At 71.3% G+C, this 16,912-nt stretch carries 11 protein-coding genes; 5 read left to right on the top strand and 6 right to left on the bottom strand.

Translation table 11 applies throughout. The annotated features are described in order from the left end of the window. Positions 1–56: 56 nt before the first annotated feature. The gene (locus ACZ45Z_RS03940; RefSeq protein ID WP_468355664.1) at positions 57–680 is read right to left on the bottom strand and encodes a TetR/AcrR family transcriptional regulator; all 624 of its coding nucleotides are present in this window, start codon (positions 678–680) and stop codon (positions 57–59) included. 189 nt (positions 681–869) lie between these two features. Between ACZ45Z_RS03940 and ACZ45Z_RS03935 the strand changes: the two genes are divergently transcribed. Together ACZ45Z_RS03935 and ACZ45Z_RS03930 are read left to right on the top strand one after the other, a co-directional pair. Beyond that, positions 870–1,799: an ABC transporter permease gene (locus ACZ45Z_RS03935; protein ID WP_468355661.1), complete on the top strand. Its 930-nt coding sequence runs from the start codon at positions 870–872 to the stop codon at positions 1,797–1,799. Continuing rightward, positions 1,792–2,559, top strand: a complete 768-nt coding sequence (locus ACZ45Z_RS03930) for an ABC transporter ATP-binding protein (RefSeq protein ID WP_468355657.1) — start codon at positions 1,792–1,794, stop codon at positions 2,557–2,559. The genes ACZ45Z_RS03935 and ACZ45Z_RS03930 overlap by 8 nt, the downstream gene beginning before the upstream one ends. 46 nt (positions 2,560–2,605) lie before the next feature. Here the strand turns inward: ACZ45Z_RS03930 and ACZ45Z_RS03925 are convergent, their stop codons facing one another. From ACZ45Z_RS03925 to ACZ45Z_RS03915, 3 genes are all read right to left on the bottom strand, one after another. Continuing rightward, positions 2,606–7,567: an NAD-glutamate dehydrogenase gene (locus tag ACZ45Z_RS03925; RefSeq protein ID WP_468355654.1), complete on the bottom strand. Its 4,962-nt coding sequence runs from the start codon at positions 7,565–7,567 to the stop codon at positions 2,606–2,608. A 409-nt stretch (positions 7,568–7,976) separates the two neighbouring features. Continuing rightward, on the bottom strand, positions 7,977–8,648 hold the full coding sequence (locus ACZ45Z_RS03920) for an HAD family hydrolase (RefSeq protein WP_468355651.1): 672 nt from the start codon (positions 8,646–8,648) through the stop codon (positions 7,977–7,979). Between the two features lie 157 nt (positions 8,649–8,805). Next, positions 8,806–9,312 (bottom strand): DUF6912 family protein, encoded by a 507-nt coding sequence (locus tag ACZ45Z_RS03915; RefSeq protein ID WP_468355648.1) that lies wholly within the window; start codon positions 9,310–9,312, stop codon positions 8,806–8,808. Between the two features lie 539 nt (positions 9,313–9,851). Here ACZ45Z_RS03915 and ACZ45Z_RS03910 point away from each other — a divergent pair. Continuing rightward, a complete protein-coding gene (locus tag ACZ45Z_RS03910; RefSeq protein WP_468355645.1) occupies positions 9,852–10,709 on the top strand; it encodes an Rv3235 family protein in 858 nt (285 codons plus the stop codon). A 119-nt stretch (positions 10,710–10,828) separates the two neighbouring features. Here the strand turns inward: ACZ45Z_RS03910 and secA are convergent, their stop codons facing one another. Further along, complete coding sequence (secA, locus tag ACZ45Z_RS03905; protein WP_468355642.1) at positions 10,829–13,663, bottom strand: preprotein translocase subunit SecA; 2,835 nt, start codon at positions 13,661–13,663, stop codon at positions 10,829–10,831. A gap of 240 nt (positions 13,664–13,903) precedes the next feature. On the opposite strand from secA, the gene ACZ45Z_RS03900 reads away from it, so the two are divergent. Beyond that, complete coding sequence (locus tag ACZ45Z_RS03900) at positions 13,904–14,539, top strand: GNAT family N-acetyltransferase (protein WP_468355639.1); 636 nt, start codon at positions 13,904–13,906, stop codon at positions 14,537–14,539. Between the two features lie 93 nt (positions 14,540–14,632). Further along, positions 14,633–15,844 (top strand): winged helix-turn-helix domain-containing protein, encoded by a 1,212-nt coding sequence (locus ACZ45Z_RS03895; protein ID WP_468355636.1) that lies wholly within the window; start codon positions 14,633–14,635, stop codon positions 15,842–15,844. Between the two features lie 52 nt (positions 15,845–15,896). Here ACZ45Z_RS03895 and ACZ45Z_RS03890 read toward each other — a convergent pair whose 3' ends face one another. Then, positions 15,897–16,646: a response regulator gene (locus ACZ45Z_RS03890; protein WP_468355633.1), complete on the bottom strand. Its 750-nt coding sequence runs from the start codon at positions 16,644–16,646 to the stop codon at positions 15,897–15,899. Between the last annotated feature and the right edge of the window lie 266 nt (positions 16,647–16,912).

Raw genomic sequence — 16,912 nt, 5'->3', positions numbered from 1 at the left:
GGGGCGGATGATCCGCCGCGGCACCTCTGTCACCGTCCGCGCGCCGGCCGGGCCGCTCAGCGCCCGCCGAGCGCGCCGACCACGGCCGCCGACAGCTCGTCCAGATAGTCCGCCGGCGGCTCGTCGCGGACGACCAGCATCCGCCAGTACAGCGGCCCGGCCAGCAGGTCCAGCGCCAGCCGGCTGTCGGCACCGGCCAGGATCTCGCCGCGCTCGGCCGCCCGCGCCAGCATCGCCGACGCCACACCCTCCTGGCTGTCGTGCAGCGCGGTCTTGAGCGCCTGCGCCAGCTCCGGGCTGCGCGCCGCCTCGGCCAGCAGGTCGGGAATGATCTGCGCGGCCATCGGGTGCCGCAGCGCGCGGGCCGCGACCTCCAGCAGCATCCGTACGTCGCCGCGCAGCGAGCCGGTGTCGGGGGTCGGCATCCCGGCCTCGGCCACCGCGGAGACGACGTCGAGGACGAGGTGCAGCTTGGAGCGCCACCGCCGGTAGACGGCGGTCTTGCCGACGCCCGCCCGCCGCGCGATGCCCTCGATCGACATCCGGGCGAAGCCCACCGCGGCCAGTTCCTCGAAGACCGCGGCGCGGATCGCGGCGGTCTTGTCCTCCCGCAGGACGGCGGCGCCGGCCGGTGCCCGGCGCGTCGCCGCGGGGTCGTTCTCGCTGCCGTCTTTTGCCATGGCGTGAGCATAGCGTCACGACGCAACGGTTGCGTATCGACGTCGGGAGCCCCTACTGTCGACGTCGCGACGATACGGACCCGTTCCGTCGTATACCTCGTTCTGTCGTGTTCCCCGTCCCGTCGTGCTCCCTCCTCCACCGGTCACCGCCCGACGCCGTCGACGCCGTCACGTACGAAAGCGGCCCCCATGCCCCAGACCCTCGCCCGGCCCGCCCCCGCACCCGCCCGGACTCCCCTGCCCCGCACCGCCCCCGACCCTGACCTGCGCGCCCTGGCCGAACGCCACGGCCTGAGCGTGAGCGGCGCCCGCCCCCCGCTCGCCGACTACACCCGCCGCCTATGGGCCCGCCGCCACTTCATCGGCGCCTTCGCCACCGCCCGGCTCACCGCGACGTACACCACCGCCCGGCTCGGCCAGCTCTGGCAGGTGCTGACGCCGCTGCTCAACGCGGGCGTCTACTACGTCATCTTCGGCCTGCTGCTGCACACCGACCGCGGCATCGACGACTTCGTGCCGTTCCTGTGCACCGGCATCTTCGTCTTCACCTTCACCCAGTCCACGGTCCTGACCGGCATCCGCGCCCTGTCGGGCAACCTCGGCCTGGTGCGCGCGCTGCACTTCCCGCGCGCCTGCCTGCCCCTGGCGTACACCCTCATCCAGCTCCAGCAGTTGCTGTTCTCCATGGGTGTGCTCGCCGCCATCGTGCTGCTCTGCGGGGTGCCGCTGACCTGGCACTGGCTGCTGGCGGTCCCCGCCCTGCTGCTCCAGTCGGTCTTCAACGCCGGCCTGGCGATGGCCGTGGCGCGCATCGGCGCGCGCAGTACCGACACCGCCCAGCTCATGCCGTTCGTGCTGCGCACCTGGATGTACGTCTCGGGCGTCTTCTACGACCTGTCGGTCTTCACCCGCGACGCCCCGCACCTGGTCGCCGTACTCCTGGACGCCAACCCGGCCCTGCTCTACATCGACCTGATGCGCTACGCCCTGATCGACTCCGTACGGGCCGACGGCCTGCCCCCGCACGTGTGGCCGATGGCCCTGGGCTGGGCCCTGCTGTCGGGCGCCGCCGGATACCTCTATTTCCACCGGGCCGAGGAGGAGTACGGCCGTGGCTGACACCACCGAGCGCGTCCCCACCGTCATCGCCGACAACGTCCACCTGGTCTACCGGGTGCACGGCGCGGGCGGCGGCCGGGGCGGCGCCACCTCCGCCCTGAACCGGATCGTGCGCCGCACCACCTCGGCCGGCACCCGCGAGGTGCACGCCGTCAAGGGCGTCACCTTCACCGCCCGCGAAGGCGAGGCGATCGGCCTGATCGGCTCCAACGGGTCGGGCAAGTCCACACTGCTGCGCGCCCTCGCCGGCCTGCTGCCGCCCGCGAGCGGCCGCGTCTACACCCGCGGCCGGCCCTCACTGCTGGGCGTCAACGCCGCGATGATGAACGACCTGACCGGCCGCAAGAACATCCTCCTGGGCGGCCTGGCCATGGGCATGAGCCGCGAAGAGGTCCGCGCCCGCTACGACGGCATCGTCGACTTCTCCGGCATCGACGACAAGGGCGACTTCGTCTCCCTGCCGATGCGCACCTACTCCTCCGGCATGGCGGCCCGCCTGCGGTTCTCTCTCGCCGCCGCCCGGAAACACGACGTGCTGATGATCGACGAGGCGCTGGCCACCGGCGACCGCGCCTTCCAGAAACGCTCCGAGGCGCGCCTGCGCGAACTGCGCGCCGAGGCCGGCACGGTCTTCCTGGTCAGCCACAACAACAAGTCCATCCGCGAGACCTGCGACCGCGTGCTGTGGCTGGAGAAGGGCGAGCTGATCATGGACGGCCCGACCGAGGAGGTCGTGCGGGCCTACGAGGCCCGCACATGACGGCGGACAGCCGTCATGTGCGGACCCGGGCCGGGGTCCGGCCCCGTTAGCTGTGCGCGCGCAGCAGCGTACGCATCGTCCGCATGGCCACCGAGAGGTTCGCCAGGTCGAAGCCCTCCGACCGGTGGATCTCCTCCAGCGTGGCGCGGGCCCGGTTGAGGATCGGCGCGTTGGCCTCCTCCCATGCCGTGAACCGCTGCTCGGGCGTCGAGGAGCCGTTGCCCACCGTCAGCACGTCGGCGGTCAGCGCCGCGTGCGCCGCGAAGAGGTCCTCGCGGATCGAGGCGCGGGCCATCGACTGCCAGCGGTCGTTGCGCGGCAACTCCAGGATGCGGTCGAGGAGTTGGTTGATCCGCAGCCGGTCGCCCAGGTCGTAGTAGACCTCGGCGACATCCAGCGGCTCCTTGCCCAGGCGGTCCGCGACGGCGACGATGTCCAGCGCCGGGAAGACCGAGGAGAAGCCGGCGACCCGGACGGCCAGCGCCTCCGGCACCCCCGCCTCGGTCAGCTCCGCCAGGATCGCGCGGTGCCACTCCAGGTCGCTGCCCTGGAGCAGCTTGGGCAGCGCCGCCCAGACCCCGGCGACCCGGTCGCCGAAGAAGTCGATGGTCTGCGACAGCTCCAGCGGCTGCGGACGGTTGTTGAGCAGCCAGCGGGTGCCCCGCTCGACCAGCCGGCGCGAGTGCAGCCGGATGCGGGTCTGGACCTGCGCGGCCACCGTGTTGTCGAGCGCCTCGACGTCGTCCCACACCTGGCCCAGGCCGAAGATCGCCCGCGCCGCGGTGTGCGCCCGCACGACCTCCTCCAAGGACGCGCCGGTCTCCTCCCGCATGCGGTGCAGGAAGCTCGTACCACCGGTGTTGACGGTGTCGTTGACCAGCACCGTCGTGACGATCTCGCGGCGCAGCGCGTGGCCGTCGATCTGCTCGGCGAAGCCCTCGCGCAGTTGCGACGGGAAGTAGGCGTGCAGCAGCCGCTGGAGGTAGGGATCGTCCGGCAGGCCCGTCCCGATCAGCTCGTCGGCGACGGTGATCTTGGTGTAGGCCAGGAGCACCGCGGTCTCGGGCTGGGTCAGGCCGCGCCCGGCGTTCAGCCGCTCGCGGATCTGCCGGTCGGTGGGCAGGAACTCCAGCGCCCGGTCGAGGTAACCATCCCGCTCCAGGCGGCGCATGAAGCGCTGCTGGGCGTGCAGCATGCTGGAGGACTGGGCGAGCGCCAGCGACAGCGCGGTGTTCTGCGCGTAGTTGTTGCGCAGCACCAGCGCGCCGACCTCGTCGGTCATCTCGGCGAGCAGCTTGTTGCGCTGCTTGACCGTCATGTCGCCGTCGGCGACCACGCCGTTGAGCAGGATCTTGATGTTCACCTCGTGGTCGGAGGTGTCCACGCCGGCGCTGTTGTCGATCGCGTCGGTGTTGATCTTCCCGCCGGCCATGGCGAACTCGATCCGGCCGAGCTGGGTCAGGCCCAGGTTGCCGCCCTCGCCGACGACCTTGACCCGCAGGTCCTCGCCGTTGACCCGGATCGGGTCGTTGGCCTTGTCGCCCACATCGGCGTGCGTCTCCGGCGCGGCCTTCACATACGTGCCGATGCCGCCGTTCCACAGCAGGTCGACCGGCGCCTGGAGGATGGCCCGCATCAGATCGGCGGGCGTCATCTTCTTCACGCCCGACTCGATGCCCAGGGCGGCCCGCACCTGCGCGCTGACCGGGATGGACTTCGCCGAGCGCGGGTGGATGCCGCCGCCCTGCGAGAGCAGCTCGGTGTTGTAGTCGGCCCATGAGGAGCGGGGCAGTTCGAACAGCCGGCGGCGCTCGGCGTAGGAGACGGCCGCGTCCGGGTCGGGGTCGATGAAGATGTGCCGGTGGTCGAACGCGGCCACCAGGCGGATGTGCTCACTGAGCAGCATGCCGTTGCCGAAGACGTCACCGGACATGTCGCCGACGCCCACAACGGTGAAGTCGTCGGTCTGGGTGTTGACGCCCAGCTCGCGGAAGTGCCGCTTGACCGACTCCCAGGCACCGCGGGCGGTGATGCCCATGCCCTTGTGGTCGTAGCCGGCGCTGCCGCCGGAGGCGAAGGCGTCACCGAGCCAGAAGCCGTAGGACTCGGCGACCTCGTTGGCGATGTCGGAGAACGTCGCGGTGCCCTTGTCGGCGGCGACGACCAGGTAGGTGTCGTCCTCGTCGTGCCGCACGACGTTCTTGGGGTGCACGACCTCGCCGCCGACGAGGTTGTCGGTGATGTCCAGCAGACCGGAGATGAAGGTCTTGTAGCTGGCGATGCCCTCGGCCAGCCACGCGTCCCGGTCCTGCGCCGGATCCGGCAGCCGCTTGCCGACGAAGCCGCCCTTCGCGCCGACCGGCACGATGACGGTGTTCTTGACCATCTGCGCCTTGACCAGGCCGAGGATCTCCGTACGGAAGTCCTCCCGGCGGTCGGACCAGCGCAGACCACCGCGCGCGACCTTGCCGAACCGCAGGTGGACACCCTCGACGCGCGGGGAGTACACCCAGATCTCGTACGCCGGGCGGGGCGCCGGCAGGTCGGGGATGGCCTGCGGGTCCAGCTTGATGGACAGGTAGGAGTGCGGGCGGCCCTGGCCGTCGGTCTGGTAGTGGTTGGTGCGCAGCGTCGCCTTGATGACCGTCAGGAAGGCCCGCAGGATCCGGTCCTCGTCCAGGGAGGCGACCTGGTCGAGGGCGCCGTCCAGCTCCTCCAGCAGCCCGTCGGTCAGCTCCGTGCCGGCCCGCTGCCGCTCCGGCGACATGCGCGCCTCGAAGAGCGAGACCAGCAGCCGGGTGGTGTGGACGTTGTTGGAGAGGGTGTCCTCCATGTACGTCTGCGAGAACGTGGAGCCGGCCTGGCGCAGGTACTTGGCGTACGCGCGCAGCACCATCGCCTGGCGCCAGTGGAGACCGGCCCGCAGCACCAGCTTGTTGAAGTTGTCGCTCTCGGCCGCGCCCGTCCACACCGCGGTGAACGCGTCCTGGAACCGCTCGCGGGCGTCGTCGCCCTTGACGTGCTCGGGCATCCGCAGCCCGAAGTCGTAGACCCAGGCGACGGTGGCGTCGGCGCAGCGCAGCTCGTGCGGGCGCTCGTCGATGACCTCGACGCCCAGGCGGTTCAGGCCCGGCAGCACCTTGGACAGCGAGACCGGCTCGCCCCTGCGGTAGATCTTGAAACGGCGCTCGCCGGGGCCCGCGCCGACCGGCTCGTAGAGGCTGACGGCGAAGTCGTGGCCCGGGGCGCCGGTGAGCTGCTCCAGGTGCTGGAGGTCGGCGACCGCGCTGCGCGGGGAGTTGTCGGCCTTGTAGCCCTCGGGGAAGGCCCGGGTGTAGCGGCGCGTCAGCTCCGCGGCGCGCTCCTCGCCGACCTCGGCGGTCAGCGCCTCGGAGAAGCCGTCCTCCCAGGAACGGGCGGCCTCCACCAGCCGCGCCTCGATCCGCTCGACGTCCTCGTCCGTGAGGTTGGGCAGGGACGCGCCGGGCTCGACGCGGATGACGAAGTGCAGGCGGGAGAGGATCGACTCGGTGTTCCAGGCCGTGAAGTCGACGTTGGTGCCGCCCAGCTCCTCCTTGAGGATGTCGATCAGGCGCAGCCGGACGGCGGTGGTGTAGCGGTCGCGCGGAAGGTAGACCAGCGCGGAGTAGTAGCGGCCGTACTCGTCCTGGCGGAGGTAGAGCCGCAGCCGGCGGCGCTCTTGGAGGTAGAGCACGCTGGTGGCAATGGCACGCAGTTGGTCGACCGGCGTCTGGAACAGCTCGTCGCGCGGGTACGTCTCCAGGATCTGCATCAGGTCGCGGCCGTCGTGGCTGTTCGGGGTGAAGCCCGCGCCCTCCAGGACCTCGGCGACCTTACGGCGGATGACGGGGACACGGCGCACGGACTCCGTGTACGCGGCCGAGGAGAACAGGCCCAGGAAGCGGCGCTCGCCGATGACGTTGCCGTCGGCGTCGAACTTCTTGACCCCGACGTAGTCGAGGTAGGACGGGCGGTGGACGGTGGCGCGGCTGTTGGCCTTGGTCAGGATCAGCAGCTTGTGCTCACGGGCCTTGGCGCGGGCGTCCGCGGGCAGCCGGTTGAAGGACGGGGAGACCGGGTGGCCCTCGTCGCCCTCGCTGTGCGGCGGGTCGGCGCGCAGGATGCCCAGGCCGGTGCCCGGCACGGCGGCCAGCACGTCCTCCTCGGCGCCGCCCTCACCGGGCGCGCTGACCAGCTCGTACTCGCGGTACCCGAGGAAGGTGAAGTGATCGGCGGCCAGCCACCGCAGCAGCTCGCGGGCCTCGTCGATCTCCTGGTCGCGCAGGTCGCCGGCGGTCGGTTCGGAGGGCAGCTCGTCGGCGATGCGCAGCGCGCCGGCGCGCATCTTCTCCCAGTCCTCGACGGCCTCGCGGACGTCGGAGAGCACCCGGCGGAGATCGGCGGTGATCTGCTTGAGGTCCTCCCGGTCGGTCTCGCGGTCGATCTCCACATGGATCCAGGACTCGGTCACCGCGTCGTGCGGCAGCTCGGTGGCCTTGCCCTTGCCGGTGCTGCCGTGCGCGTCGCAGCTCGAGTCGAAGACCTCGATGAGCTTTCCGGTCACATCGCGGCGGACGATGATCTGCGGGTGGATCACGACATGGATGCCGCGCCCCTGCCGGGAGAGCTCATTGGTGACCGAGTCGACCAGGAACGGCATGTCGTCGGTGACGACCTCCACGACGGAGTGGCTGCACGTCCAGCCGTTCTCCTCGACCGTGGGCGTGTGCACCCGGACGTTCGCCGTGCCCTGCGGACGCTCCTCCGCGAGGCGGTAGTGGGAGAGCGCGGCACCGAACACGTCGACCGGATCGCGGCCGACGAGGTCCTCGGGGGCGGTGTGCAGGTAGTAGCGCTGGAGGTATCCCGTGAGGGTGTCCGGGTCGAGGCCGCGTACCGGGGTCGCCCCCCCGGCCGGGTTGTTCTCAACGACCCGGGCGGCCCTGGCGAGCAGCTCGGTCTTGGCTTCGTCCAGCTTGGTCTGCATGTCCTCTGGCTCCTGTCGCGCGCCGTTGCGTGACGTTGTGGAAGATCTCCGTGGAAGCGGCGCAACGCTTCGGCGACGCGGGGTTTCCGGTCGCTGTCGACGGTGTGCCGCGATGAGAAAGGGCCGTGCGGTCATCGGTTGCCCTGGGCAGAACCGACCCGCTGTCCCGGCCGCGAAGACCAGCGATCGCCCGGGCACCGTGGTGTCCCGGGCGCGGGGCAGGGGCCTCGATGCCCCCGCGGGTTATCGCGCTGATCACGGTGCAAGGCTATCTCTCCCCGCACGGGTGCCGTCATGGGCCACGTGTGTACAAATCCCTGGCCCGAACTTATCCCCTCCGGACAACGCCTCACCGGGGTGGCGTATGCCTCGGCCCCCATGGTCCGTACCAGGCGCCCGCCGATCGCGGCTAGGCGGCCCGCCGGCTTATCTCCTCCGCCACCTCGACCGCCTCGGCGAGGGTGTCCACCACAGGCACCCCGGCGGCCGCCAGACTGCTCCGGCTGTGCGACCCGCCGGTGTAGAGCACCGCACGCGCTCCCGCCTCCCGCGCCGCCACAGCGTCGTCCACGGCGTCACCGATCACGACCGTCCGCCCGGGATCGACGCGCACCAGCGCCTTGAGATGCCGCACCATGTGCGCGCCCTTCGAGCCCCCGGACGGCCCGGTCCTGCCGTCCACCCGGACGAACCGCGACGCGATCCCGAAGCCCCGCACGAGCGGCACCAGCTCGTCGTGCCCGTACATGCTCAGAAGCGACTGGCTGTGACCGGCCGCCTGCCACGTCTCCAGCAGCAGCTCGACGCCCTCGGCCAGCCCGCAGCCCACCCGGTGCCGGGTGTAGTGCCGGTGGAAGGCCGCGTCCATCGCCAGCCACTCGTCGTCCGACGGCAGCCGCCCCATCAGCCGCTCGTAGAACCGCGGCACGGGCACGCAGTACAGCTCGCGGTAGCGCTCCAGCGTGATCGGCGCCAGGCCGATCTCCGCGAACGCGGAATTGGTCGCTCCGATGACCGCGTCGATGTCGTGGAACAGGGTGCCGTTCCAGTCCCAGACGATATGCGCGGTGTGCTGCTCCATCCGGTGTTCCCTGCGGCTCTCCATGCGCCCCCCTACGGCTCCGGTCCCGGCTCCCGTCCGCCGGCCCTGCAAAAACCGTACCCGCGGCCACTGACAACGCCGAGGGGCCCGCCCCGGTCAACCGGTCAACCGGTCGGGCCAAGGGTTCCAGCCGCGCTCAGCCGAGCAGGTGGGGGATCTCCTGCACCCCGAACCACATCAGGTCGTGGTCCTCCGCGCCGTCCACCGTGAACTGGGCGTCGGCATCGCCCTGGTCGGCGGCGCCGAGCGCGGCGGCCGCCGCGGCGACGTCCGCCTCCGCGTCGTCGGCGTCGACGTGCACCGCCGCGGCCTTCGCCAGCGGCACCGGCCCGGCCACCCGCACCTCGCCCAGCGACGACGGGTCCAGCCCCTGGTCGGGGTCCGACACCGCGGCACCGTCCGGCACCTCCACGGCCACCACGACCCGCCGCCGCGCCACCTGCGGATTACCGGCGAGCAGGCGCAGGGAGGCCGCCGCCGCGCGGTTCAGCGCCGCGTACTCCAGCTCCTCGATGTCGTCCGAGACGTACCACTCGCGCAGTGCGGGCGTGACGGCGTACGCGTCCAGGGGGCCGGGACCCAGCTCGCCGCTCTTGTGCGCCTCTGCGAGACCGGGGAGGGTCAGGGGGATATAGAGGCGCATGGCAGTCGCTTTCGCTCGCTTCGCTCGACGTGGAAGAACGCCCGGCCAGCATACGGGCGACAGTCCCCCATCGGAGCGTCCCCACCGCGTCCGCGCCACCCGGCGCCGAAGATCACCCGGCCCTCTTCCACGCCCTGTTCCCGGGCCCGCGCCACGGACGGGTGAACTCCCCGCACGCCCCGCCCCCGCCCCGGCCCGCCTTGCTGCCGTCCGCGCCCCGCCGATAGAGATCTCCCACCGAAAGCTACCGTCCGGTAATCACTCCGGGCCCGGCCCGACGGGGGACCCACATGCCGAACACCGCCACACCGGCCACGCCCGACGCACCCCACGCCCACTTCGCCCGCTTCCCGGATCCCACCGGGAGCACGGACGCCACAGAAACCACGGTCCACACCGGGGCCACGGATCCCATCGGTTCCACGCACCCCACCGGTGCCACGGACCCCACGAAGCCCCCCGTCCTCACGCCCACCGTCCCGCAGCCGAGGCGGGCGCCCGCAGACCAGCGCCTCACCGCTCCTCCCACGCTTCCTGCGATGCCTTCACCCCGCCCCGGAACGGCTGAGCCCGGGAGCGTCCGCCACACCGCCACGTCCCCCGATGCCGCCACCGGCAGCGGCCAGGGCCCGTACCCCACCGGTACTGGCCAGGGCCCGTACCCCACCGATCGCGGCTCCGCCTCCAGCCGCCGCTCCCGCTCCCGCTCAGGCCCCGGCCCCGGCTCCGGACCCGGCTCCGGCCCCGCCTCCGCGGGCAACCGCCCCGCCGCCCGCACCCGCCCCGGCGCCCCCTCCCCCACCACCCGCTCCACCCCCGGCAGGCCCCTGCCCGGCACCCCGCCCCAGGGCCGGCCCGTCACCGCCCCGCCCGCGCCCACCGGCCCCGCCCCCTCGGCCCGGACGCTCGACCGGCCGGGCCCGGAACGCTCGGCGGCCCTCGCAGCCGCCGTGAGCCGCCGCCGGGCGCCCGCCGGCGCCGCCCCGGCACCCGGCGTCGCCCGGCCGACCGTCGGCGCCCAGCGACGCGCACAGGAGCGCCGCCCGCATGTGTGGTTCGCCCATCAGCTCCTGCTCACCCTCAGCGGCCAGCGGCCCGTACACGCCCTGCTGGGCCACTCCCTGCCCGCCGCGTACGACCGCCTGGTGGAGCTGGCACCGCAGGCGCCGCTGCGGCCCGTCCCCGGGCCGGGCGTCCGGGCGTCGGCCCCGATCCTCCGCGGCTGCGGACTGTGCCGGCCCCGCAGCGGCGTCATCGAGGCGTTCGCCCGGGTCACAGCCGGCGAACGCCTGCGCGCCCTGGCCTTCCGCCTGGAACTCGGCCCCGACGCCCGCTGGCGCTGCGCCGCCCTCGACCTCGGCCCGCAATCCCCCGCACCGGCCGTTCCCGCGCCATAGCCGCCGCCGGAGAACGGCGAAAGGCGCCCCGGCCGATGCCCGGCCGGGACGCCTCCACCGCGTGACCCGGGCACACCGCGCCCGGGTCACGCACCTACTCACCGCTCATCGCGCGCGGCTCACTTCCGGCGCCGGCGCCCGCCGCTCTTCTGGGCCTTACGCCGCTCGGCGCGGGTCAGGCCGTCCGACTCGGAGCGGGCCGGGGAATCGCCGTCCTCGTCGTTGGTGAAGTCACCCTCGATGACGCCGCCCTCACCGTCGACCGTGGGCGCGGAGAAGTGCAGCCGGTCCGGGCGCTGCGGCGCCTCCAGGCCCTTGGCATGGATCTCGGGACGGCCCGCACCGGCCGCGACGACGTCCGGCGCGCCCTTCTCCAGCGACGTCGGCTCCACCACGTCCGGCACCGGAACCTCCTCGACCTGCTGCTCCACCTGGACCTCCAGGTTGAACAGGTAGCCGACGGACTCCTCCTTGATGCCCTCCATCATGGCGGTGAACATGTCGAAGCCCTCGCGCTGGTACTCCACCAGCGGGTCCTTCTGGGCCATCGCCCGCAGGCCGATGCCCTCCTGGAGGTAGTCCATCTCGTAGAGGTGCTCGCGCCACTTGCGGTCCAGGACCGACAGCACGACCCGGCGCTCCAGCTCGCGCATGATCTCCGAGCCGAGCTGCTCCTCGCGGGCGGCGTACTGCTCGTGGATGTCGTCCTTGACGGCGTCGGCGATGAACTCTGCGGTGATGCCGGCCCGGTCGCCGGCCTCCTCCTCCAGCTCCTCGATGGTCACCTTCACCGGGTAGAGCTGCTTGAACGCGCCCCACAACCGGTCCAGGTCCCACTCCTCGGCGAAGCCCTCGACCGTCTCCGCCTGGATGTAGGCGTCGATGGTGTCTTCCATGAAGTGCTTGATCTGGTCCTGCAGGTCCTCGCCCTCCAGGACCCGGCGGCGCTCGCCGTAGATGACCTCACGCTGGCGGTTGAGCACCTCGTCGTACTTCAGGACGTTCTTACGCGTCTCGAAGTTCTGCTGCTCGACCTGCGACTGGGCGGAGGCGATGGCCCGCGTCACCATCTTGTTCTCGATCGGCACGTCATCGGGAACGTTGGCCATCGACATGACCCGCTCGACCATCTGCGCCTTGAACAGCCGCATCAGGTCATCGCCCAGGGAGAGGTAGAACCGGGACTCGCCGGGGTCACCCTGACGGCCGGAACGACCGCGTAGCTGGTTGTCGATACGGCGCGACTCGTGCCGCTCGGTGCCCAGGACGTAGAGCCCGCCGAGCTCCTTGACCTCCTCGAACTCCGCCTTGACCGCGGCCTCGGCCCGCTCCAGGGCGGCGGGCAGCGCGGCCGCCCACTCCTCGACGTGCTCCACCGGGTCCAGGCCGCGCTGGCGCAGCTCCGCCTCGGCGAGGTCGTCGGGGTTGCCGCCGAGCTTGATGTCCGTACCACGGCCGGCCATGTTGGTGGCGACCGTCACGGCACCCTTGCGGCCGGCCTGGGCGATGATCGGCGCCTCACGGTCGTGCTGCTTGGCGTTGAGCACCTCGTGGACGACGCCGCGCTTGTTGAGCTGCTGCGAGAGGTACTCGGACTTCTCGACCGAGGTGGTGCCGACCAGGATCGGCTGGCCCTTTTCGTGCTTCTCGACGATGTCCTCGACCACCGCGTCGAACTTCGCCGGCTCGGTGCGGTAGATCAGGTCGGGCTGGTCCTTGCGGACCATCGGGCGGTTCGTCGGGATCGGGACGACGCCCAGCTTGTAGATCTGGTGGAACTCGGCGGCCTCGGTCATGGCCGTACCGGTCATGCCGGAGAGCTTGTCGTAGAGGCGGAAGAAGTTCTGGAGGGTGATCGTGGCGAGCGTCTGGTTCTCGTCCTTGATCTCCACCCCCTCCTTCGCCTCGATGGCCTGGTGCATGCCCTCGTTGTAGCGGCGGCCGGCGAGGATACGGCCGGTGTGCTCGTCAACGATCATGACTTCGCCGTCGATGACGACGTAGTCCTTGTCGTTCTTGAACAGCTCCTTGGCCTTGATCGCGTTGTTGAGGTACCCGACGAGCGGGGTGTTCACCGACTCGTAGAGGTTGTCGATGCCCAGCCAGTCCTCGACCTTGCTGACACCGGACTCGTGGATGCCGACGGTGCGCTTCTTCTCGTCGACGTCGTAGTCGCCGGTCTCCTCGATACCGCGCTGCGGGTTGGCGGCCTCGCCCCGCTTGAGGCGCTGCACCAACTTCGCGAAGTCGCCGTACCACTTGGTGGCCGAGTCCGCCGGACCGGAGATGATCAGCGGCGTACGGGCCTCGTCGACGAGGATGGAGTCGACCTCGTCGACGATCGCGAAGTTATGGCCGCGCTGGACGAGTTCGTCCTGCGACCACGCCATGTTGTCGCGCAGGTAATCGAAACCGAATTCGTTGTTCGTGCCGTACGTGATGTCGCACGCGTACTGCTCGCGGCGCTGGGCCGGCGTCATGTCGGCGAGGATGCAACCGACCTCCAGGCCCAGGAACTTGTGGACCCGGCCCATCATCTCGGAGTCGCGCTCGGCCAGATAGTCGTTGACCGTGATCAGGTGGACGCCCTTGCCGGAGAGCGCGTTGAGATACGCCGGCAGGGTGCCGACGAGGGTCTTGCCCTCACCGGTCTTCATCTCGGCGACGTACCCGAGGTGAAGGGCCGCGCCACCCATCATCTGGACGTCGTAGTGGCGCTGGCCGAGCACGCGCTTGGCCGCCTCACGAACCGTGGCGAACGCCTCGGGGAGCAGATCGTCCAGGGACTCACCGTCCGCGTACCGCTCTTTGTACTCATCGGTGAGCGCCCGCAGCTCGGCGTCGGAGAGGGCCTTGAAGTCCTCTTCGATGGAGTTGACCTGGCCCGCGATGCGGTGCAGTTTGCGCAGGATCTTTCCTTCGCCTGCACGCATGAGCTTGTTGAAGACGGACACTTGGGCTGGTCTCCTTGCCGGTCGGGCCTGCACGGTCGAGTGCGCGGGCGCGGCATTTTTCCAAGGGGGCAGGCCCCGCCGCAACGGCCATCGTAAGGGAGGACGCGTCTCGGCCGGGAGGTCCGCCGCCGCGAAGGCCGGTATCCCCTCCCCCGGTGAACGCGCGAGGTCCCGGGAAGGTGCCGGGAATCACCGCGAAAACCCTTCGCCGCCTTTCCCGCCCCACAGCAGACTCACTGTATGGAGCATGTCACCCTCACGACCGAGCGCCTCATTCTGCGCCCTTTCGAGCCTTCCGACGCCCCCGCGGTGTACGCCGCCTGTCAGGAACCCGACATTCCGCGGTGGACGAGCATCCCCTCGCCGTACGGCCTGACGGACGCGGAACAGTTCGTCGGCACCTTCGCCCCGCAGGGCTGGCGCGAGGACACGGCCTACGCCTTCGCCGTGACCTCCCGGGCCGACGGCGCGCTGGTCGGCTCCATGGGCCTGGTCCGCCTCGACCGGCTGCACACCCCGGAGCGGCAGGCCGAGCTCGGCTACTGGACCGCCAAGGAACACCGCGGCCGCGGCTACACCGTCGAGGCGGCCCGCGCGGTGCTGCGCTGGGCCTTCCGCGACCTGGGCGTGGAGCGGATGGAATGGCTCGCGGAGGCCGGCAACGAGGGCTCGCGCGCCGTCGCCCGCAAGGCGGGCTTCCAGATGGAGGGCACCCTGCGCGCCAAACTCCTCCACCAGGGCACGCGGCGTGACGTGTGGATCGGCTCGCTGCTCCCGAGCGATCTCCTGGCGGAGCCGGAGGGCCACGACGGCGCCGGCTTCCCGGGCTCCGCGCCGGTCCGGGAGACGACGCCCTACCTGCCGTACACGGGCTGAAGCCGCTGACGGTCCCCCGGGGCGTCCCCGGGGGACGGGGGACGCCCCCGCCTCCGGGCCTTGTTGTCAGTGCCCGCCCCTACCCTTTGCCGCATGACCGCCGCGACGCAGCCAGCCCCGGAGCCCAGGCCCGTTACCGCCCTCTCCCGTGACGACGCCCGCCGGATGGCGCTGCGGGCGCAGGGCCTGATGGGCGCCCCGGACCGCCGGGCGGGCGTCCGCGGCGTGCTGCGGCACCTCGGCGCGGTCCAGCTCGACACGATCTCGGTCCTCGCCCGCTCCCACGAACTGGTCCCCTACGCCCGCCTCGGCGCGACCGGCCGCCAGGCCGTCGAGGCCGCCTACTGGACCCCCGGCGGGCCCGCGGCGGCACCGCACAGCTTCGAGTACTGGTCGCACGCCGCCTGCGTGCTGCCCGTCGAGGAGTGGCCGCACTTCGCCTTCCGCCGCCGCGCCTACCGCGCCCGCCGCACCTGGCATCACGACCTGCCGCCGGCCGCGTACGACGCGGTGCTGGCACAGCTCACCGCCGAGGGGCCGCTGACGGCGACGGAACTGGGCGGAGCCAGGAACGGCGGCCCGTGGTGGGACTGGAGCGAGGCGAAGATCGCCGTGGAGCGCGCCCTGATGCTCGGCGAGGTGGTCTGCACCGAGCGCCGGGGCTGGAAGCGGGTGTACGACCTCGCCGAGCGCGCCCTCCCCGAGCGACTGCTGAAGGACGATCTCGACGACACCGAGTGCGTCCGGCGCCTGGTCGCCCAGGCCGGGGCGGCGATGGGCGTCGCCACCCGCGCCGACCTCGCCGACTACCACCGGCTGAAGGCCGAACAGGTCGACGCCGTGGTGGCCGACTCCGGCCTGGTCCCGGTCGAGGTCGAGGGCTGGGCGAAGCCCGCCTGGGCCGATCCGGCGGCCCTCGCCGCACCACCGCGCGGCCGGCACCGCACGACCCTGCTCTCGCCGTTCGACTCGCTGATCTGGGACCGCCCGCGCACGGAACGGATCTTCGGCTTCACCCACCGCCTGGAGGCGTATGTTCCGCGGCCCAAGCGGATACACGGCTACTTCGCGATGCCGCTGCTGGCCGGCGGCCAGTTGGTGGGCCGGGTGGATCCGGCCCGCGAGGGCCGCACGCTCATCGCCCGCCAGGTCTCGATGCGCGACCGCAAGGCCGTCGGCCCCATGGCCCAGGCGCTGCGCGAGGCCGCGTCCTGGGTCGGCTGCGACGCCGTGCGCCTCGAACGTTGCGACGACCGGGAGCTGGCCGCCGCGCTCCGCGCGGAACTGGCCGCCGATCCGCGCTGAACCGGAATCGGATCACCGCATCACCGGATCAGGGCGTCACCGGGTCACCGGGTCACCGGATTTCGAGGATTTTCTCCCGCATCGCGTAGACCACCGCTTCCATCCGGGAGTGCAGTTGCAACTTCTCCAGGATGTTGCGCACATGGTTTTTGACGGTGTTCTCGGAGATGAAGAGTTCCTTGGCGATATCGCGGTTGTTCATCCCCGTCGCGACGAGCTTGAGGACCTCCAGCTCGCGTTCGGTGAGCCGGGGCGCGGGCACCAGCCGGCGCTCGTCGGTCCGCTGGATCATCGACTTGAACTCCGTCAGCAGCTTGGACGCCATCGACGGGCTGATCTGCGACTGGCCGTCCGCGACGGCGCGGATCGCCGTCGCCACCTCGTCGGTGGAGATCTCCTTGAGGAGGTAACCCGTGGCACCGGCCTTGATCGCGTCGTAGAGATCGGCCTCTTCGTCGCTGATCGTCAGCATGATGATCTTCGCGCTGGGAGCCACCTCCTTGATGGAGGTACACGCCTCGATACCGCCGCGCTTGGGCATCCGGACGTCCATCAGCACGATGTCGGGCAGCAGATCAGCGGCCTTGTCGACCGCCTCCGCGCCGTCCCCCGCCTCGCCGACGACCTGGATGTCCTCCTCCTGGGCCAGAACGATTTCCAGGCCCCGCCGGAACAGCGCGTGATCATCCACCACCAGGACCCGGATCGGTTCCTTGCGTGACACGCCCTCGCCGGCTCCGTCGTCGGCACCGCTTCCGTCGTCGTCCGCGTGGTCACGCACGGGCCCGAAGCTGTCCCCCATCGTTCCTCCCCGTCAACTACTCGGCCGCGAGGGCAGAGTTTGGAAATAAGGCTGGTTGACAACAGCCCCCTGCGGCCAGCCCGATCAATGCCATACGACCGCCTCCCCGGCATGTCGCCGTTTCGTGCTCACATACTCCCCGGCTGGCACAAACACTATACGGCTTCAACTCCTGCTTTTCGCAGGCGCGATGGTGGGGCGGGGGGGGGGGGGGGGGACCAAGAGGAAAAGAGGTCAGCCGCCCAACGCGCCGCCCCCGCCCCCAG

Source organism: Streptomyces sp. NPDC031210, from assembly GCF_055570395.1.
This window is presented reverse-complemented; position numbering and strand designations above follow the sequence as displayed.